16 protein-coding genes and 1 pseudogene are annotated in these 20,294 nt (G+C 59.3%); 6 read left to right on the forward strand and 11 right to left on the reverse strand.

Annotation, left to right across the window (positions count from 1 at the left end; genetic code table 11):
* Positions 1–168: 168 nt before the first annotated feature.
* Complete coding sequence (gene mrdA / locus WF331_RS22880; protein ID WP_016499163.1) at positions 169–2,064, reverse strand: penicillin-binding protein 2; 1,896 nt, start codon at positions 2,062–2,064, stop codon at positions 169–171.
* A gap of 563 nt (positions 2,065–2,627) precedes the next feature.
* Here mrdA and WF331_RS22885 point away from each other — a divergent pair.
* Positions 2,628–3,959 carry an MFS transporter gene (locus WF331_RS22885; protein ID WP_016499164.1) on the forward strand — a complete coding sequence of 444 codons (1,332 nt, stop codon included), beginning with the start codon at positions 2,628–2,630 and terminating at the stop codon, positions 3,957–3,959.
* Here the strand turns inward: WF331_RS22885 and WF331_RS22890 are convergent.
* Positions 3,956–4,852 carry a LysR family transcriptional regulator gene (locus WF331_RS22890; RefSeq protein WP_016499165.1) on the reverse strand — a complete coding sequence of 299 codons (897 nt, stop codon included), beginning with the start codon at positions 4,850–4,852 and terminating at the stop codon, positions 3,956–3,958. The genes WF331_RS22885 and WF331_RS22890 overlap by 4 nt on opposite strands.
* Positions 4,853–4,969: 117 nt before the next feature.
* Between WF331_RS22890 and mdlC the strand changes: the two genes are divergently transcribed.
* The 5 genes from mdlC to WF331_RS22915 all read left to right on the forward strand — a co-directional run bounded on the left by mdlC (position 4,970) and on the right by WF331_RS22915 (position 12,315).
* The gene (gene mdlC, locus WF331_RS22895) at positions 4,970–6,556 is read left to right on the forward strand and encodes a benzoylformate decarboxylase (RefSeq protein ID WP_016499166.1); all 1,587 of its coding nucleotides are present in this window, start codon (positions 4,970–4,972) and stop codon (positions 6,554–6,556) included.
* A gap of 55 nt (positions 6,557–6,611) precedes the next feature.
* Positions 6,612–7,952 carry an MFS transporter gene (locus tag WF331_RS22900; protein WP_340623313.1) on the forward strand — a complete coding sequence of 447 codons (1,341 nt, stop codon included), beginning with the start codon at positions 6,612–6,614 and terminating at the stop codon, positions 7,950–7,952.
* A gap of 14 nt (positions 7,953–7,966) precedes the next feature.
* Entirely contained in the window at positions 7,967–9,442 is a 1,476-nt protein-coding gene (locus WF331_RS22905) for an aldehyde dehydrogenase family protein (protein WP_340623314.1), read from the forward strand.
* Between the two features lie 119 nt (positions 9,443–9,561).
* Positions 9,562–10,815: an OprD family porin gene (locus WF331_RS22910; protein WP_340623315.1), complete on the forward strand. Its 1,254-nt coding sequence runs from the start codon at positions 9,562–9,564 to the stop codon at positions 10,813–10,815.
* Positions 10,816–11,601: 786 nt separating this feature from the next.
* Positions 11,602–12,315 (forward strand): GntR family transcriptional regulator, encoded by a 714-nt coding sequence (locus WF331_RS22915; RefSeq protein WP_049273026.1) that lies wholly within the window; start codon positions 11,602–11,604, stop codon positions 12,313–12,315.
* Between the two features lie 6 nt (positions 12,316–12,321).
* On the opposite strand, the gene WF331_RS22920 is transcribed toward WF331_RS22915, so the two are convergent.
* The 9 genes and pseudogenes from WF331_RS22920 to WF331_RS22960 all read right to left on the reverse strand — a co-directional run.
* On the reverse strand, positions 12,322–13,272 hold the full coding sequence (locus WF331_RS22920) for a PDR/VanB family oxidoreductase (protein WP_340623316.1): 951 nt from the start codon (positions 13,270–13,272) through the stop codon (positions 12,322–12,324).
* A gap of 12 nt (positions 13,273–13,284) precedes the next feature.
* Positions 13,285–14,352 carry an aromatic ring-hydroxylating oxygenase subunit alpha gene (locus tag WF331_RS22925; protein ID WP_284362911.1) on the reverse strand — a complete coding sequence of 356 codons (1,068 nt, stop codon included), beginning with the start codon at positions 14,350–14,352 and terminating at the stop codon, positions 13,285–13,287.
* A 796-nt stretch (positions 14,353–15,148) separates the two neighbouring features.
* A complete protein-coding gene (locus WF331_RS22930; protein ID WP_284398846.1) occupies positions 15,149–15,412 on the reverse strand; it encodes a PAAR domain-containing protein in 264 nt (87 codons plus the stop codon).
* A gap of 1,087 nt (positions 15,413–16,499) precedes the next feature.
* Positions 16,500–16,847 (reverse strand): hypothetical protein, encoded by a 348-nt coding sequence (locus WF331_RS22935; RefSeq protein WP_340623317.1) that lies wholly within the window; start codon positions 16,845–16,847, stop codon positions 16,500–16,502.
* Between the two features lie 302 nt (positions 16,848–17,149).
* Positions 17,150–17,345: pseudogene (locus WF331_RS29380) on the reverse strand (RHS repeat-associated core domain-containing protein); the annotation flags it as partial.
* Between the two features lie 91 nt (positions 17,346–17,436).
* Positions 17,437–17,766: a hypothetical protein gene (locus WF331_RS22945; RefSeq protein ID WP_340623318.1), complete on the reverse strand. Its 330-nt coding sequence runs from the start codon at positions 17,764–17,766 to the stop codon at positions 17,437–17,439.
* The gene (locus WF331_RS22950) at positions 17,763–18,857 is read right to left on the reverse strand and encodes an RHS repeat-associated core domain-containing protein (protein ID WP_340623319.1); all 1,095 of its coding nucleotides are present in this window, start codon (positions 18,855–18,857) and stop codon (positions 17,763–17,765) included. The genes WF331_RS22945 and WF331_RS22950 overlap by 4 nt, the downstream gene beginning before the upstream one ends.
* Positions 18,858–18,965: 108 nt before the next feature.
* The gene (locus WF331_RS22955; RefSeq protein WP_284398837.1) at positions 18,966–19,484 is read right to left on the reverse strand and encodes an Imm15 family immunity protein; all 519 of its coding nucleotides are present in this window, start codon (positions 19,482–19,484) and stop codon (positions 18,966–18,968) included.
* The coding region (locus tag WF331_RS22960) for an RHS repeat domain-containing protein (RefSeq protein WP_340623320.1) at positions 19,481–20,294 on the reverse strand (814 nt) is incomplete at its 5' end. The genes WF331_RS22960 and WF331_RS22955, both read right to left, overlap by 4 nt.

Raw genomic sequence — 20,294 nt, forward strand, 5'->3', positions numbered from 1 at the left:
CACGCCAGCTCCCACAGGAATCTCACAGGCCTCAGGATCTGTGCAGTACTTGTGGGGGCGGGCGTGCCCGCGAAGAGGCCAGTAGGCCCATGCCCGATTTCCTCCCAGGCAGGTTCCCCGAGCCCAGCACCGCACCGCAGCCATTGGGCGCGAAGCAGCCCCGAATTCTCAGATGTGTGGCACGTTACGGCCACTTGCACCGCCTGCATACTCCGGCTTCAAGTGCCCTTGCTCATCCAGCAGGTAAGCATCCATCACCTCGCGCACCACCGGCCCCGCCACCCGGCCCCCAGCCTCACCGTTCTCGATCATCACCGCCACCACCACACTCGGGTGGTCGGCAGGTGCAAAGCCGACAAACAGGGCGTTGTCGCGGTGGCGCTCCAGGGTCTTGTTGCGGTTGTAACGCTCACCCTGCTTGATCGCCACCACCTGCGCGGTACCACTCTTGCCGGCGATCCGGTACTGCGCGCCTGCCGCAGCGGCGCGGGCAATACCGCGCGGGTCGTGCATGACCATCTGCATGCCCTGGCTGACCTGATCCCAGGCATGCTTGTCGTGCAGCACGATGTTGGGCATCGGGTTGGGGTCCACCGGCGCATCGCCACCCACGGTCATGGCCAAGTGCGGGCGATGCCACACCCCCTTGCTCGCCAGCAGGCTGGTGGCCTGGGCCAGCTGCAGCGGGGTGACCTGCATGTAGCCCTGGCCGATACCCAGGATAAGGGTTTCGCCCGGGAACCATGCCTGGCGCCGGGTGGCGCGCTTCCACTGGGCCGACGGCATCAGTCCGGAGGCCTCTTCGAACATGTCCAGCGACACCTTCTGGCCCAGGCCGAATTCGGCCATGTAGTCATGCAGGCGGTCGATGCCCAGCTTGTGCGCCAGGTCGTAGAAGTAGGTGTCGTTGGACCGCATGATGGCGGTGTACATGTCCACCCAGCCGTCGCCGCTGCGGTTCCAGTTGCGGTACTTGTGGTCGTAGTTGGGCAGCTCGTAGTAGCCCGGGTCGAACACCCGGCTGCCCGGGGTGATCACGCCGCTGTCGAGGCCGGCGATGGCCACTTCCGGCTTCACCGTCGAGCCCGGGGCATACAGGCCGCGCAGCACGCGGTTGAACAGGGGGCGGTCGATGGAATCGCGCAGTTCGGCGTACTGCTTGAAGCTGATGCCCTTGACGAACAGGTTGGGGTCGAAGCTGGGGTTGCTGACCATTGCCAGCACATCGCCGTTCGCCGGGTCCAGTACCACCACCGAGCCACGCCGGTCGCCCAGCGCCTTTTCTGCGGCTACCTGCAAGTGGGCGTCCAGGGTCAGGACAATGTCCTGGCCCGGGGTCGGGGCCTTGTGGTTGAGCACGCGCATCACCCGGCCCTGGGCGTTGGTCTCGACTTCCTCGTAGCCCACGTGGCCATGCAGCTGGCTTTCGTAGAAGTGCTCGATACCGGTCTTGCCGATTGACTGGGTGCCACGGTACTCGGTGCTGTCCAGGACCTTGGCTTCTTTCTCGTTGATGCGACCCACGTAGCCTACCGAGTGGGCGAAATGCCCAGCCAGCGGGTATTCGCGGATGAACTGCGGTTCCACCTCCAGGCCCGGCAGGCGGAACTGGTTCACCGCCACCAGAGCGATCTGCTCTTCGCTCAGGCCCACCATCAGGGTCACCGGTTCGAACGGCTTGCGGCCACGGCGCAGGTCTTTGTCGAACTGCTTACGGTCGTCTTCGGTCAGGCCTAGCACCTGGGTGAGGGTGTCGAGCACCTTGGCCGAGTCGCCGCCGGCCCGCTCACGGGTCATGGTCAGGTCGAAGCTGGGTTTGTTGTCGGCCAGCACCACGCCGTTGCGGTCGTAGATCAGCCCGCGTTCGGGGGCGATGGGCAGCACGTGCACACGGTTGTTTTCCGACACGGCGGTCTGCTGGTCGTGCTGCAGCACCTGCAAGACATACAGCCGCCCCACCAGCACGGCGACCAGGCTGAAGACCAGGATGGCGCAGGCCAGGAGCCGGCGATTGACCAGGTGCTTTTCCTTTTCGTGGTCCTTGAGGGGGATGGGTTGTGGCATCAGTAGCTCTTTTCAGCAGGTATCGCGGCGGCTGTGCGGGCGCGCGATCGGGCCGGGGATGCTACGCAACAGCCACCGCGCCCTCAAGGCGAGCGGCGGCTGGCGCTGGGTGGATAACGGCTGTTCGCCCCGCAATCAGGGCGCTGGCGGGGAACATGAAGATTTGTTCATGGCACCTTGGTCCTTAAGGGGCAGATATGGATTTTTAGTGTTTTATGGATCCATAGATATGTAGTGTTCGGTAAACGAACGAAAATTGGACTAAGCGTTAAATTATTAACTTACTGATAAACAAGAATAAAATGCACTGAATCTCAATTTTCATCCTTGGTCATGAGAGATTTTGTGGGAGTGATCGCATACGGCCTGTTGTTTGTGGATCCATTATCTGGTTGATTAGCGCCTGACAACGGCCGGAGCCCTCCTGCCGTATGCAATAACAATTACAAAAAGGGTTCAGTCATGAATGGCTATCCAGCGGCCCGGAACTGTCAGGGTTCCCCCCGTCTTGCCTGCGCGTGCGCATCTGTCCTCCCGCCTGTGGCCAACCGGCAGGTGACTCCATGAATACCGATCTCAAGCAACGCCTGGACAACGACCCGATGGGCCGCTTCCAGTACCTGGCCATTGGTATTTGCATCGTCCTCAACATGATCGATGGCTTTGACGTACTGGTCATGGCCTTCACTGCGTCGTCGGTGTCTGCCGAGTGGACCCTGAACGGCGCACAGGTCGGGCTGCTGCTCAGCGCCGGCCTGTTCGGCATGGCGGCCGGTTCGTTGTTCCTCGCACCGTGGGCCGACCGCTTTGGCCGTCGCCCGCTGATCCTGCTGTGCCTGGCGCTTTCCGGCATCGGCATGCTGCTCTCGGCAATGAGCCAGAGCCCGTTGCAACTGGCGCTGCTGCGTGGCCTGACCGGGCTGGGCATCGGTGGCATCCTGGCCAGCAGCAACGTGATTGCCAGCGAATACGCCAGCAAACGCTGGCGCGGCCTGGCGGTGAGTTTGCAGTCAACCGGTTATGCCCTGGGGGCGACGCTGGGTGGTTTGCTGGCGGTATGGCTGCTGGGGCATTGGGGCTGGCGCTCGGTGTTCCTGTTTGGCGGCATTGTCACCGTGCTGGTGATCCCGCTGGTGCTGTTGTGGCTGCCGGAGTCGCTGGACTTTCTGCTGGCGCGTCGCCCGGCCAATGCCCTGGCACGGGTCAACCGCCTGGCCGCGCGCCTTGGCCAGCCGGCGCTGGCACAACTGCCAACAGCCATGGCAAGGGAGCAGGGCGCCGCCCGCGGCTTCCGGCAGCTACTGACACCTGCCATGCGCCGCACCACCCTGGTGATCTGGTTGCTGTTTTTCCTGGTCATGTTCGGCTTCTACTTCGTCATGAGCTGGACCCCGAAACTGCTGGTTGCCGCCGGCCTGTCGGCACAGCAGGGCATCACCGGCGGGGTGCTGTTGAGTGTTGGCGGCATCCTTGGCGCGGCGCTGATCGGTGGCCTGGCTTCGCGCTGGCCACTCACCCGCGTGCTGGCCCTGTTCATGCTGATCACGGCGGTGCTGCTGGTGCTGTTCGTGGTCAATGGCGCGTCGGTGAGTGCCGCGTTGGCGCTGGGGTTGCTGATCGGGCTGTTCTCCAATGGCTGCGTGGCCGGCCTGTATGCCCTGTCGCCGGTGGTTTATGACGCCTCGGTGCGCGCTACCGGCGTGGGCTGGGGCATCGGCATTGGCCGCATGGGGGCAATTCTGTCGCCGACCGTGGCCGGCATGTTGCTCGATGGCGGCTGGCAACCGCTGCACCTGTACGGGGTGTTTGCCAGCGTCTTCGTGCTTGCCGCCGGTTGCCTGCTGTTGCTGCGCCCCGCGGCCAGCACCGCGCGGCCAGTGCTGGCCGACGCCTAAGCCTGGCCATCGATGATCGCTTGGGCGACCGTGGCGTAGAACCATTGCAGGGCGGCGGAGTTGTCGCTGTTGGGGTGCCAGTTCAGCGATACGTTGAACTCGGCAACCTGGAACGGCAGCTCAAGCATTTTCAAACCCCCGTCCTGCATGAACAGCCGGCCGATCTGTGCCGGCAACACGGCGAGCAGGTCGGTACCGGGGATGATCTTCGGCAGCACCGAGAAGTGCGGCACCTGCAGGCTGATGCGCCGCTGCAACTGCATGCTGGTGAGCACGTCTTCGACACTGCCGTGGCCGGTGGTACGGGTAACGCTGATATGGCGCTCGGCAATGAACTGCTCAAGGCTCAGTTCATTGCCGATGCGAGGGTGGTCGCAGCTGAGCAGGCATACATAACGTTCGCGCATCAGTACCTGGCTGCGCGTGCCCGGCACCGGCGGGCGGCAGATGGCGGCGTCGATCTTGCCGCTGGCCAGCCAGTCGCCCACCTGGTCGACCTGCAGTGGCAGCACCTCGACTTCAGCCTGCGGGGCATCGCGGTTCAGGCGCGCCAGAATCAGCGGCAAGAAGCCCATTTCGCCAAGGTCGGAAAGGGCGATGCGAAACCTGCGTTCGGTGGTCGCGGGGTCGAACTGGCGGGTGCTCTGCACAGCACCTTCGATGCGCGTCAGTGCGTCACGCAGGGTGCCGTACAGTTGCTCGGCAACAAAGGTCGGCTGAATGCCGTCACGCGTGCGGCTGAACAAGGCGTCGTCAAACAGTTCGCGCAGGCGGGCCAGGCCATAGCTGACCGAGGGCTGGGTGACGAACAGGCGCTCGGCGGCAAGAGTGACGCTGCGGGCCTCGTACAGGGTGACGAAAGTGCGGATCAGGTTCAGGTCGATGTGGCTCATGGGGCGCTGGCTTCACATAGATAGGTTTTATTTTTAGTAAAGATAGTATCAATTTGATCAATCTGGCCGTGGCTGCAAAAGTAACCCGAATTCCAAAAACAAGCTGCAAGGGGCTTTATGAAAACTGTTCACGGCGCCACTTACGACATTCTTCGCCAGCATGGCCTGACCACCATCTTCGGCAACCCCGGCTCCAACGAGCTGCCGTTTCTCAAGGGCTTCCCGGAGGATTTCCGCTACATCCTCGGCCTGCACGAAGGCGCCGTGGTCGGCATGGCCGATGGCTACGCACTGGCCAGCGGCCAGCCCACCTTCGTCAACCTGCACGCGGCTGCCGGTACCGGCAATGGTATGGGCGCCCTCACCAATGCCTGGTACTCGCACAGCCCGCTGGTGATTACCGCCGGCCAGCAGGTGCGCTCGATGATCGGGGTGGAAGCGATGCTGGCCAATGTCGATGCCGCACAGCTGCCCAAGCCACTGGTCAAGTGGAGCCACGAGCCCGCTACCGCGCAGGACGTGCCGCGCGCCCTGAGCCAGGCGATCCACACCGCCAACTTGCCACCACGCGGGCCGGTGTACGTGTCGATCCCCTATGACGACTGGGCGTGCGAAGCGCCAAGCGGTGTCGAGCACCTGGCACGGCGCCAGGTGAGCAGTGCCGGGCTGCCGTCGCCTGCGCAGCTGCAGCACCTGTGCGAACGCCTGGCAGCGGCGCGCAACCCGGTGCTGGTGCTGGGCCCGGATGTCGATGGCAGCGCCGCCAATGGCCTGGCTGTGCAGTTGGCCGAGAAGCTGCGCATGCCGGCCTGGGTCGCGCCTTCGGCGTCGCGCTGCCCGTTCCCTACTCGGCATGCGTGCTTCCGCGGGGTATTGCCGGCAGCCATTGCCGGCATCAGCCACAATTTGGCCGGGCACGACCTGATCCTTGTGGTGGGGGCTCCGGTGTTCCGCTACCACCAGTTCGCCCCAGGCAACTACCTGCCGGCCGGCTGCGAGCTGCTGCACCTGACCTGTGACCCGGGCGAAGCGGCGCGCGCGCCCATGGGCGACGCCCTGGTCGGCGACATTGCGCTTACCCTCGAGGCCGTGCTGGACGGCGTGCCGCAGAGCGTGCGGCAGATGCCCACCGCTTTGCCTGCTGCTGAACCGGTGGCGGATGACGGTGGCCTGTTGCGCCCTGAAACAGTGTTCGACCTGCTCAACGCCCTGGCGCCCAAGGACGCCATCTACGTCAAGGAGTCCACCTCTACCGTGGGTGCGTTCTGGCGCCGCGTGGAAATGCGTGAGCCGGGCAGTTATTTCTTCCCCGCAGCCGGTGGCCTGGGTTTTGGCCTGCCAGCAGCCGTAGGCGTGCAGCTGGCATCGCCTGGCCGGCAGGTGATCGGCGTGATCGGCGACGGCTCGGCCAACTATGGCATCACCGCGTTGTGGACCGCCGCGCAATACAACATCCCGGTGGTGTTCATCATCCTCAAGAACGGCACCTACGGCGCATTGCGCTGGTTCGCCGATGTGCTCGACGTCAACGATGCGCCCGGGCTGGACGTGCCTGGCCTGGACTTCTGCGCCATCGCCCGTGGCTATGGCGTGCAGGCGGTGCATGCGGCCACTGGCAGCGCCTTCGCCCAGGCCTTGCGTGAAGCGCTGGAGAGCGACCGGCCAGTGCTGATCGAAGTGCCGACCCAGACCATCGAGCCCTGAACCCGACACACACGCACACCACGCGACACCCACAAAAACAAGAACCGAGGTGGCTATGAAGACGACTTCCGTAAGTGAAGTGATCGATGCTGCACCCTTCAATCGCACGCACCTGCTGATACTGCTGTGGGGCTGTTTCATCATGCTGTTCGATGGCTATGACATGGTGACTTACGGCTCGGTGGTGCCACGCCTGATGCAGGAATGGCAACTTAGCGCCATCGAAGCCGGCACGCTCGGCAGCTGTGCGCTGTTCGGCATGCTGTTCGGCGGTACTTTGCTGGCGCCACTGGCCGACCGTTTCGGCCGGCGCAAACTGATCATCCTCACCACACTGCTGGCCAGCCTGGCGGCGTTCATGACCGGGCATGCAGAAACCCCGCTGGCGCTCGGTGCCTGCCGCCTGGTGACCGGGCTCGCCCTGGGCGCGCTGGTGCCCAGCGCCGTCAACCTGATCAGCGAGTTCGCCCCGCAAGGGCGGCGCAGCACCATGATCACCGTGATGTCCAGCTTCTATTCGGTGGGCGCAGTGCTGTCGGCTTTGCTGGCAATCGCGGTGATCCCGCAGTGGGGGTGGCAAGCTGTGTTCTATGTGGCTGTGCTGCCGGTGCTGGCCGTGCCGTTCATGCTGCGCTACCTGCCGGAGTCGGCGGCGTTTCTTGAGCTCAAGGGGCGCCGTGCCGAGCTTGAACGGTTGCTGGCGAAGGTCGACCCGGGGTTTCGCCCGGGCACCGAGTTACATTTGGCGGGCAGCGACCAACCGGTAGACAAGGCGCGCCTGGCGCAGTTGTTCGGCCCTGGTCAGGCCCTGGCCACCTTGTTGCTATGGGTGGCGTTCGCCATGTGCATGCTGATGAGCTATGGCCTCAATACCTGGTTGCCCAAGCTGATGGCGCAGGGCGGCTACCCCTTGGGCTCGAGCCTGGCGTTTCTGGTGACGCTGAACATTGGCGCCACGGTGGGTGCATTGTTTGGTGGCTGGCTCGCCGACCGCCTGGGGGTGCAGCGCACGCTGGCGCTGTTCTTCGTGCTGGCAGCGCTGTCGCTGGCGGCGCTGGGGCTCAACCCGGGCCCGCTGTTGCTCAACCTGCTGTTGCTGGTCGCCGGCGCTACCACCATCGGCACTCTGGCAGTAATCCATGCCTATGCCTCTATCGCCTACCCGGCGCACATCCGCTCCACCGGGGTGGGCTGGGCTGCCGGTATCGGCCGCCTCGGCGCCATCGCCGGGCCCATGCTGGGTGGCAGCCTGCTGTCGATGCAACTGCCGATCCAGCAAAACTTCCTCGCCTTCGCCCTGCCTGGGGTGATCGGTGCGCTTGCCATCGCCTTCATCCAGGTGCGTGCGCCACAACAGGCCAGTGAGCCTGAAGCTGCCAACAAACCTACGTGCTGACCAAGGAGCCTTGCATGTCTGCCAATTGCCCTCGTTATCAAGACCTTCAACTGCTGCCGATTGCCGGCGAGTGGCGCGCCGGTAGTGCCGGCAAGCCCCTGAATGTGTACAACCCATACAACGGCGACTTGTTGCTTGAGGTCCAACAGGCCAGTCGTGCCGACCTGGATGCCGCCTATCAGGCGGCAGCCCGAGCACAGTCAAAATGGGCGGCACTGGGCCCCGCCGCACGCGCGGCGGTGCTGTACGAAGTGGTGGCGATATTTGATCGTCGCCGCGACGAGATCATCGACTGGATCATCCGCGAATCCGGCAGTACCCGGCTCAAGGCGCAGCTGGAATGGGGCGCGGCGCGGGCGATTGCACTGGAGTCGGCATCGTTCCCGTCGCGGGTGCATGGGCGCATCGTCGAGTCCAACGTGCCGGCCAAGGAAAGCCGCGTGTACCGCAGCGCCCTGGGTGTGGTCGGGGTCATCAGCCCGTGGAATTTCCCGCTGCACCTGACCCAGCGCTCGATTGCCCCGGCGCTGGCGCTGGGCAATGCCGTGGTGGTCAAGCCTGCCAGCGACACCCCGGTGTGCGGCGGCCTGCTGCTGGCACGCATTTTCGAAGAGGCCGGGTTGCCAGCCGGCGTACTCAGCGTGGTGGTCGGCGCGGGCGGCGATATCGGTGATGCCTTTGTCGAGCACCCGGTGCCGGCGCTGATCACCTTCACTGGCTCCACCCCGGTGGGGCGTGGCATTGGCCGTATTGCGAGCGGTGGCGAATACCTCAAGCACGTTGCCCTGGAGCTGGGCGGCAACAGCCCGTTCGTGGTGTTGGACGATGCCGACCTTGAACAGGCGGTGAATGCTGCCGTGTTTGGCAAGTTCCTGCATCAGGGGCAGATCTGCATGGCGGTGAACCGGATCATCATCGACGACAGCCTCTACGACGCTTTTGCGCAGCGCTTCGTCGAGCGTGTCAGGGCGCTGGTGGTAGGCGATCCGGACTCGTCAGCTACAGTGATCGGGCCGGTAATCAATGCCCGGCAACTGCAGGGCCTTCAGGGCAAGATCAGCCTGGCACGCGGCGAAGGTGCCGAGCCGCTGTACGAGGGCGGGGTCGACGGCAACTTGCTGGCGCCGCATGTGTATGGCGAGGTCACCGTCGATATGGACCTTGCGCGTAACGAAATCTTCGGCCCCTTGGTGGGCTTGCTGCGCGCGCGTGACGAAGCGCATGCCCTGGAGCTGGCCAATGCCAGCGAATTCGGCCTTTCCAGCGCGGTGTTCAGCCGCAACCTGGAGCGTGCCGTGCGCTTTGCCCGCCAGGTGCGTGCAGGCATGAGCCACATCAACGACATCCCGGTGAACGACGAGGCCAACGCGCCGTTCGGCGGTGAGAAGAACTCGGGGCTTGGCCGTTTCAACGGGGACTGGGCCATCGACGAGTTCACCCGCGATCACTGGGTAAGCGTGCAGCACGTGCCGCGCCAGTATCCGTTCTGATGCATTGAGCCACTGAGTAGCGCCCGGCCCAGGCCGGGCATTCATGCAGCCATTCGACCACGGGCTCTGGGCAGCCTGCGGGGGGTGGCTGCGCCCAAGTAACGCGGAGAACAATAATAATGATGCACACACACTGCACCCTTGCCCGTTCGGCCCTGGCGGTTTCGCTGGCGCTTGGCCTGGGTTTGCCGGCCTGGGCCGGGGAGGGGGGCTTCCTTGAAGATGCCAAGGCCGGGCTGACGCTGCGCAACTACTACTTCAACCGCGATTTCCGTGACCCGGGGGCGGCCAAGAGCAAAGTCGAAGAATGGGCCCAGGGCTTCATCTTCAAGTTCAGCTCCGGCTACACCCCGGGGCTGATCGGTGTGGGCCTGGATGGCATCGCCATGTTCGGCATGAAGCTGGACAGTGGCCGCGGTACCAGCGGTTCCGAACTGCTGCCGGTGCACGACGACGGGCGTGCGGCCGACAACTATGGCCGCGCAGGGCTGGCGGCCAAGCTGCGTATTTCATCGACCGAGCTGAAGGTGGGTGAACTGCTGCCGGATATCCCGCTGCTGCGCTACGACGATGGCCGCCTGCTGCCGCAGACCTTCCGTGGCGCCATGTTCGACTCGCGGGAAATCGAAGGCCTGAGCCTGCAAGCCGGCCAGTACCGCGAGGTCAGCCTGCGCAACTCGTCCGATATGCAGGACCTCTCTGCCTGGGCCGCGCCCGGGGTCACCTCGGACGGCTTCAACTACGCCGGCGCCGAGTACCGCTTCAACGAGCAGCGCACCCTGATCGGCGCGTGGCATTCGCAGTTGGAAGACATATACCAGCAAAGCTACTTCAACCTGCTGCACAGCCAGCGAGTGGGCGAGTGGACGCTGGGGGCCAACCTGGGTTACTTCATCGACCGTGATGACGGCCAGGCGCGCATCGGCGATATCCAGAGCCGCACGGGCTACGCCTTGCTGTCAGCTTCGCACAGTGGTCACACGCTGTACGTGGGGTTGCAGAAAGTGAGTGGCGACAGCCAGTGGATGTCGGTGTACGGCAGCAGCGGGCGCACCTTGGGCAACGACATGTTCAACGGCAACTTCAGCAACGCCGACGAGCGCTCGTGGCAAGTGCGCTACGACTACAACTTTGCCGCGCTGGGTGTGCCTGGGCTATTGGCCATGGTGCGTTACGGGCATGGCGAAAATGCCACCACGGCGGCGGGCAGCAATGGCAAGGAGTGGGAGCGTGATACCGAGGTGAACTACACGTTCCAGAGCGGGGCGTTGAAGAACCTCAACATCCGCCTGAACAACGCCACCAACCGGCGCAGCTTCAACAGCGATTTCGACCAGACGCGCCTGGTCGTCAGCTACCCCCTGACGCTGTAAGCAGCAATATGCCCGGTGAGCAAGGTCCTACAGGTTCGCGCAGGCTTCAGGCTTATGCAGTACCTGTCGGGTCAACTGTCTTGCACAACACCTGAAAGCCAGTGCAATCACTGTGGGAGCGGGCATGCCCGCGAACACCGGCGGAGCCGGTGCCATCCACCGCGCTGGATTCTTCGCGGGTAAACCCGCTCCCACAGGTATCGCGCAGGCTTCAGGTTTATGCAGTACCTGTCGGGGCAACTGCGTTGCATAGCACCTAAGCGCTAGTGCGATCACTGTGGGAGCGGCTTTAGCCGCGAACACCGGCGAAGCCGGTGCCATCCACCGCGCTGGATTCTTCGCGGGTAAACCCGCTCCCACAGGTATCGCGCAGGCTTCAGGTTTATGCAGTACCTGTCGGGGCAACTGCGTTGCATAGCACCTAAGCGCTAGTGCGATCACTGTGGGAGCGGCTTTAGCCGCGAACACCGGCGGAGCCGGTGCCATCCACCGCGCAGGGTTCTTCGCGGGCACGCCCGCTCCCACAGGTACCGCGCAGGCTTCAGGTTTATGCAGTACCTGTGGGACAACTGTCCTTGCGCAACACCTGAAAGTCAGTGCAATCACTGTGGGAGCGGGCATGCCCGCGAACACCGGCGAAGCCGGTGCCAGGCACAGCGTTGCCTGCTTCGCGGGTGAACCCGCATACACATCTTTCTCAGCCTTGTGGGGTGCACTCCGAACAGGCCTGCAGCAACCCCTCGGCTTGCGCTAAGATGCCCGCTCATGCCCCTGGAAGTAGCCTGGATGAGCAAACCCGGTCAAATGGTGCTGGTTGCGCTGCGCAAGATGATCGCCTCGGGCGAGCTGGCGGCCGGCGAGCGCCTGATGGAAGTTCCTACCGCCGAACTGTTCGGCGTCTCACGCATGCCGGTGCGCATGGCGTTTCGTACCCTTGAGCAGGAAGGCCTGCTGGTGCGCTTTGGCGGCCGGGGGTTTCAGGTGCGCTCGGTCAGCGCCGATGATATCGCTGGCGCGGTCGAGGTACGCGGCGTACTGGAGGGGTTGGCCGCTCGCCAGGCCGCAGAGCGTGGCTTGTCAGCGCCAGCACGTGCGGCGCTGCAACAGTGTCTGGTCGATGGCGACCAGCTGTTCGACAAGGGCTTCGTGACCGAAGAAGACCTGCAGGCCTACCACGACCTGAACATGCGCTTTCACCAGGTGATCATCGAAGCTAGCAACAACCCGGCCATCGCCGATGCCCTGGCGCGCAACGACCACCTGCCGTTCGCGTCGGTCACCGCACTGGCGGTGGACCGCCATGACCTGGCCCGCGAATACCGGCGCTTCAACTTCGCCCATATGCAGCACCACGCGGTGTTCGACGCCCTGAGCAACCGCCAGGGTGCCCGCGCCGAAGCGATCATGCGCGAGCACGCCAATGCCACCCTGCGCTACGCCGAGACCTTTGGCGGGGCAACGGCAGACGCGGGCATGAAGGTTATCCTGCCCTCGTCGTAAACCGGCTCAGATATCCAGCACCAGCAACGGCGTTTTCGAGCGCGAGCAGCAGGGCGTGAACTGATCGTTCAGCGCCTGCTCCTCTTCGGTGAGGAACATGTCGCGGTGGTCCGGCGTGCCCTGCAGCACGCGGGTCAGGCAGGTGCCGCAAATACCCTGCTCGCACGACATTGCAATCTCGATACCGTGCTGTTCCAGCACCTGCACCACGGTCTGATCGGCTGGCACCTCGAATACTTGCCCCGTGCTGCCCACCTGCACCGAGAAACTGCCATCGTTGCTGGCATCCACTGGCGCCGCAGCAAAATACTCGCGGTGCAAGTTGGCCTCTTGCCAGCCCAGCCCCCTGGCGCTGGCCAGCACATGCTGCATGAACCCGCCGGGCCCGCATACATAAACGTGCACATCCTCTTGCGGGTTGCCCAGCACCTGGGCGATATCCAGTGCGGTCTCCGGTTGCTCGTCAAAATGCACGAACAGGCGATCAGCGAACGGCGCGTTGCGAATGCGCTCGACAAAGGCCGCACGCTCGCTGGAGCGGGCACAGTAGTGCAGCTCGAAATCATGTCCGCTGTAGGACAGATGCTCGGCCATGCACAAGATCGGGGTAATGCCGATGCCACCGGCAAACAGCAGGCTGCGCTGCGCGCCCTCGGCCAGCGGGAACAGGTTGCGCGGCGCGCTGATGCGCAGCCGTGCACCGGCCTGTACCTGCTCATGCAGGCTGCGTGAGCCGCCCCGCGAGGCCGGATCGTTGAGCACGCCAATCAGGTAGCGGTGGCGCTCTTCGGGGTGATTGCACAGCGAATACTGGCGCACCAGCCCATCGGGCAAGTGCACGTCGATATGCGCGCCAGCGCTGAACGGCGGCAGCAGGCTGCCATCCGCTGCCGCCAGCTCGAAGCTGCAAATACCTTGCGCTTCATCGTTACGGGACACCACTACGGCATCGATCATGTCGGCTGTTCCTCAGGCAGGGGTGGCGCTGGTAGCGATCAGTTGCGGTTGCGGCGCACGCTCTTTGGCGATGATCCGCTCCAGCACCTTGCGCGACTGCACGCCGCCAGCATCGATGTTCAGCTTCAGCAGGTTGCGCTCGGGGTAGGCCAGCAGGTTCTGTTGCTGGCGTTCGAGCATCTCCAGGTCTTCGCTGAAAATCTTGCCCTGGCCCTCACGAATGTTGTCGGTCAGGGTCTGGTCATGGGCGGCGAAGTTGCGCGCCATGCCCCAGAAGTACCAGATGGAGGTGTCGGTTTCCGGGGTGATGAAATCCACCACGATGCTCGACGCCTTGTGCTGGGCCTCGGCGTGGTAGCCACCCTTGCCGGCATGGGCTACGCCCACTTCGATCAGCACATGGCTGGGCGGAGTGAAGCGGCAGATCTGCCAGCGATCCACCGGCACGTCGTCGGCCAGGCCGTTGCCACGCAGGGCCATGCGCCAGAAGGGCGGGGCCATGATGTTTTCCATGTGCCGGGAGGTAACCACCTCGTCGCCGGTGACGGTGGTGACTGGCGGCGCCTCGTCGATTTCCTTCTGGCCGATGCTGGAGGCATGCACGTAGGTTTCGTGGGTGAGGTCCATCAGGTTGTCGATCATCAGCCGGTAGTCACAACCAATGTGGAACAGCCCGCCGCCGTATGCCCACTCATCATTCACCGCCCATTCAAGGTGCGGGATCAGCGCCGGGTCGGCTTGTGCCTGGTCGCCGGGCCAGACCCAGATGAAGCCATAGCGTTCGACGGCCGCAAAGGTCTTGTTGCAGGGAAAGCCACGCACCCGCTGCCCCGGCATCGAGACGGTCTTGCCGTCGCAACCCATGACCAGGCCGTGGTAGCCACACACCAGGTTGCCGTCCTCGACATAGCCCAACGACAACGGCGCGCCACGGTGGGGGCAGAAGTCCTCGACGGCGGCCACTTTGTTCTCTTGGGCGCGGTAGAACACGATCTTCTCGCCGCAGATCTGCCGGCCAAGGGGCTTGGCGGCTATCTCGTCGGGGGTGCAGGCGACGTACCAGGTGTTTTTGGGGTACATGGGGGGCTCTCCAGGGTTTTGTTTTTATTTAATGGATCCATTAGAGCTTTGGTGTTGGAGCGAGGTCAACACATTCCGCATAAAAATGGCGAGTCATGTGCGGTTATCGAACGCACCAATGGATCCATTGGTGCCAATTCGTCAGGTCACTGTCGGTAGGAGATGGTGCGGTTTCAGCGGCAGGTCTTGAAGGCAGGTGGACGTGTGCCTAGGTCAAGAGGCAAGGGCTGACCCACCCTCTGTAGAAGCAGGCTTGCCCGCGAACACCGGCGGCGCCTGTGTCATTTGGTTGCGAGTTATATAGATGACACAAGTGACCTAAGCATTGTTCGATTTCTTGTAGGCTAAAGGATCTTCCTAGTGTCAGATGATTCTTACGTGATGACTCTCGTCACGCTTAGTTGCAATGCACGCCATTGACAGCGCCATCAAGCGGCTTATTGAATGAAGTGGTCGCAAACATAATAGTTGTAATCGAAGTTAGGTTCGCCAAATACAACAAAGGGGTGATGAAGTGGATATGTTAATGGGGTTGGTGGCAGCCATATGTTGGGGAACTGGCGTGAGTTTCGTTCTGCCAGGCGGGGTGATTCTGCACCTGCTGTAGATTCGACGCGGGTGTCTACGAAACTTTTCAGATCAACAAGTCATGTGCATGAACCATAAACGCCAGCCGCTATAGAGTGGCTCCGAGGGTTCCGTGCGGTGTCTCGCCCCGGCATGACCAGGAGGCAATCCCAAGGGGGCTGTCGACGAGCCCCCTATTTGAGGCCTTACCAGCAATTCAAACCGTGTTTCAGCCGTGCACACTACCGTGGGAAATGCTGGCAATCAGGCTAGCCCCGCAACCCGTTTTCATGCCGTCCAGTGCCACAGGCGTACCGTTGACGCTGTAGGTGCTGCTGCCTTCAATAATGGGGAAGATGCCTTTGCATAATGGGCAGGAAACCAGGTTGCCTTTGCCGGCCATGGGCTTGCCGTTAAGGTTGGTGTGCGGGATAGATTCGACTACCTCACCGCCGTGGGTGGTCGAGTCTCCGAGGCGTACGATGTTTTTCATGGGAAGTCCTCCTACCGTCTGGTAGTTGTAGGATCTGTTCAGGGAATGGTCGAAAAATCTTTACCCTTACTCTTTGATGTTCAAGCCTTGAAGTGGGACTAGCCGGGAGATGCTTATATTGTCACCATCGGCTGGTGATGGCGTACGCTTGAAAAGCGCGAGAAACAGTTGATGTGTAAATTCATCTTTGTTTTTCACTTCGTCTAAAAGGATTTCGTGCGGGACAAGGTCGCGCCAATGCGTTTCATAGCTTTCGGTGGATATTATATGCTCAAGGCAGTTAGATATGTTCCCGCTGTTTTCGGGCCGAACTAAGTAAAAGGTTCCTTCATGAGTTGAAGGAGTTTGGAACTGTGCTGTTTGTTGTTTATATCAAATTTGCTAAGCTCTAATCTGTCATTGGTATTAAGGTGTGGTACAAGAAATGGATATAGTTCATGTTTGCGCATTTCATCATGGCTTTGTGTGAACTGTTAAGATATTTTTGTTTTCGGGGTGTGATTGCAGTTGCTCTCAATGCGTGCACCCCGCCTGTACGGTATTCCTCACCAATTGTGAGGTCGATGTTTAGCATCGCGGTGATATTACCGATAGAGTTCATTTGGGCGTGTCCGCGCTGGACTGTATTCAGTTGATTAATATAGTTTAAGTTCGGGGGGGGGCGCTTTTTTGTTGACTACTTATTCTTTTTATTCAGGTTGTTGAGAGTTATGTCGACATGTTTCTTTTGGCAGAAGTTGGAGGAAAGATCTTGAAGGTGTATGTGTTCAGCATCATTTTCCTCCATTTCGTAAGCCGCATTCATCAAAAAAATACCTAAGGTGCGGATCATGGTGGGCGTTGTTAGAAATGATATCTCGTCAAGCCTTATAAGTTTATCGCTGCCAGTTTCGGTGCCCCATGCTTTTATGTTGTTAAACTTAATCATAGATTATTTGTCTCGATATCCTTTGCGGTTACGTTGAGGTCAATGTTTATAATGATCTTTGGGGGCAAATGAATTTTCCGCCGGTATTTTCCAGCGTTGGGCGATCCGGTGCTGAAGGTGATATGTGTTTCATGATTTATGTGCATCGTTTAGGGGTTTTTAGATCCTAACCCATTCCTCTAGGGAGGCTATGAGTTCTGAAAGGTTAGATAGGCCGCCAAATACTACGGTTTCTTCTCCATGCTCAATTTTTTTGTAAACTGTAGATGCTTTTGTCTCATCTTCCTCAATGATGACTCGGATTACTTTTTTTCGTTCTATGTCTCTAGCTGAAAATATAGGATTTGCATCGCCGAAAGATTGTCCGTTTTCGTATGTGGTCCTGTAGAAAGGTGCTATGAAGTTTGCATGGTTCTCATATTTACTGGCGATCTGTGTGAAAGCGTCAAGGAATAACTTCTCCAGCGCCCTGTAGGTTGTGCTATTTGTCAAGTAGTCTTCATACATCGGTGGTTACTCCTTGAATGCGCTTCCAGATATGATTTCAATGTCAACGCGCTCTCCTTCTGTGTCTTTAACCTTAAATGATTTACTTATCTGTGCGCTGAGTCCGCGACAGTTGTACGCATCATCAATATAGCGTTCGGCTCTTGCAAATACTTTTTCTCGCATTTTTAAGTCTCTAGAATTTAATTTTTCTTCTAGTTCGGATAGCATTTTCTTTCCGTCTGCTGCAGTCACTGCTGCATCTTGGTTCCAAGAGACTGACTCTTCTAACCTTGCACCCTGTGCTTGGATGCGGCCCCTGTTTTTAGCTAGCCCGAGTGGATCCATCCACTGTACGGGATTGAAAGCATAGGTATACAGATTCAAGCCGCCTGCATACCCAATTGGGTCCTTTCCTATAAAGCGCCCCAAGTTCGGGTCATAGTAACGATATCGGTTGTAATGCAACCCCGTCTCAACATCCCAATACTGCCCCTGAAAGCGTAGCGGATTCCGGATATTTGTCCTGAGTGTTGCGCCAATATCATATTCTCAAATTCCTGGTTTTTTGCGCGGACAGTTTGATATATATATATTTGTGCTCGGAAATTCATGTTATGTTCTTTATGTGAAAAGCTTGTTTCAATGAAACTTCATCAGCTGTATCTCCATCTTCAAGACACCTGAATCTCGCATCAAATAAGATTTTTGCAAATAGCTCATATAGGTAAGTTGTAGGAATCAAAATTTCTAGCCATGCACGCTTGTCATCGAATTTCAGGAGTCTTGCATTGTAACTTCCTGTTGTTGTGGTTTGCGGGTCTATTATGTGAATCTCGTCGAAATTTGTTGTTGTGCATGCCTCGCTTTCTAGTAGCTTTTCAAATAGATCTTGCAAGGAGTTGGATTCTTCAAAGATAAGTTCGTATTCGTAGCTCATGATCCGTGCTGCCTTCCTCGTACAGTGGGTAGATCAGCTGGGTTGCGTATGCCGATATGGGTCTGATTTGGATCTTGGGAAATGAATCCACGATCATTTAGTTGGTTGCTCGTAGGATCTTCTTTGTGGACGCGTGCGTTATTGCCTGATTTATAAGCGCAGGGGCATTTGCTACCATATTTATGGACTCGTACTTCTGATCCGTCAAGGTGTTTCCATGTTTCATTTATGCCGTTATGTTTTGACCTTAAGGAGCCAGCCTCAGTAAGTGTTGTACTTGTCATAGCCACACTTTGTCCCTTTATTTTTGGTAGGTCGGAGGCAGCTGAAAGGCCAAGCGGATCTACCCATAGTACTGGGTTAGGGGAGTACTGGTAGGTGTTCAAACCTTCTTGCAGACCTATAGGATCTTTGCATGTGAGTCGACCCACTCTGAGGTCGTAATATCGGTAGCGGTTATAGTGCAACCCCGTCTCAACATCCCAATACTGCCCCTGAAAGCGTAGCGAATTCCGGATATCCGCCCACTTCGCCTTGTCGCTCCGTGTCTCCTCCGCCAACCCCCACGCCTTGTACGTCCCGCGCCAGGCAATCTCGCCATCCTCGCCGGTCAATTCCATAGGCGTGCCCAGGTGGTCACACTGGTACCACGCCAACGCATCAAACGGCTTGGGTGTCGGCTTGTGCTGCCACACCGGATCCTTGTCGATGTCATACGGGAAGACATACACCGGCTGCGGTATCAACTCGACCACATGGTTGGACACCGCCTGCGCCACCGGCACAAAGGTGCCGGGTTCGAACACATAGTGCGTGCTGCGCCCATGGCGCTCGCGGTCCCGGCATTCGAACGCCAGCGTGTCGCCTTCCCACACATACCAGGTAAAGCCACACCCCAGCTGTTCATCCAGTTCGCGCCGCTGGTTCTCGTTCCATACCGGGCCGGCTTGCCGCCGGTCGCGGTACTTGGCGTGGGATTTCTTGTACAGGCGACGACCCAGCGCGTCGTAGGCAAAGCTGACGGTCAGGCGATCGGCATTCGCAATGCTGTAGCCGGTTATAGAGGTCCCGGCCCATCCAGCCTTTCTCACTCTCTGAGGTGTGCTCCAGCAGGCTGCCGCGATATTCGTAGCGGCGCTGCCTGTAGTATTCCGCTGTTCGTTAATTGGTATTAACGCATCGTAGATGCGTAATTTAATTTATTCATTCAAAACGGCATAAACTCTAATGGTGTCCTCGTTGCAGGCGGAATCAAAAAAACGGCTTTCGTAGAATGTAAATAATGGTGTTATCCTACATGCATCAAATCGCTCTTGGACGAGCTTTATTTCCGGTGAGATTTCCTTTCCTTGTTTTTTTTTCAGCTTTTCCAAGGAGCTGCTCTTTGTGGTATTTGGGTTTACAAGGAGATTGGGTATTGGGGGTTCAGTTTTATTTGCAAAATCAAAATCAGTGTAAGTGATTGCAATTAAACGTTCGTCGTTTTTTGTGTTTTTAGAACGCATGTGTAGCATGGCGGAGTTCAGTACAAAGAACGATACATTTAGCAGTATGTCTGCTGCTTCTGTGTTTTGTGTGTTATGTTTTAAAATCTCCAGTTTTTTATATCGTGAGATTATAGGGAACTCCTCGAAAGTTTCATACTTCTCAAGAAATACATTAAGATCAATGTAAGGTTCTTTCTCTACCAATTGGTCAAATATTTTCTGTATGTTCATTTTTTGGGAATGCTCCACCCATGATCGTTTAGCCATTGTATGGTTTTATTTGAGAAGGTGATATCCCCTTTGCTTTTGTCATGAATTGAACTATCTAAATTGTATGCTGATCCACACGGGCAATGTGCATGCCATTGACTTTTGGGGACATCTTCCTCTGGGGCGTCAATTCTCGTTATTTCTTTCGGAGCCTGTCCTCGTTCTACTTTTCTCTTTGCCTGTTTTGGTCCACCGGTTGGCCTGCTTTTAGCGAGACCAAGTGGATCACCCCATTCTGTCGGATTTGGAGCGTAGATATAAACATTAAGACCGCCAGCGTATCCAATTGGATCCTTCCCAATAAACCGTCCGACCAGTGGCTCATAGTAACGATATCGGTTGTAATGCAACCCCGTCTCAACATCCCAATACTGCCCCTGAAAGCGTAGCGGATTTCGGATATCCGCCCACTTCGCCTTGTCGCTCCGTGTCTCCTCCGCCAACCCCCACGCCTTGTACGTCCCGCGCCAGGCAATCTCGCCATCCTCGCCGGTCAATTCCATAGGCGTGCCCAGGTGGTCACACTGGTACCACGCCAACGCATCAAACGGCTTGGGTGTCGGCTTGTGTTGCCACACCGGATCCTTGTCGATGTCATACGGGAAGACATACACCGGCTGCGGTATCAACTCGACCACATGGTTGGACACCGCCTGCGCCACCGGCACAAAGGTGCCGGGTTCGAACACATAGTGCGTGCTGCGCCCGTGGCGCTCGCGGTCCCGGCATTCGAACGCCAGCGTGTCGCCTTCCCACACATACCAGGTAAAG

Source organism: Pseudomonas sp. YNh (assembly GCF_037993085.1).
GTDB classification, from domain to species: Bacteria; Pseudomonadota; Gammaproteobacteria; order Pseudomonadales; family Pseudomonadaceae; genus Aquipseudomonas; species Aquipseudomonas putida.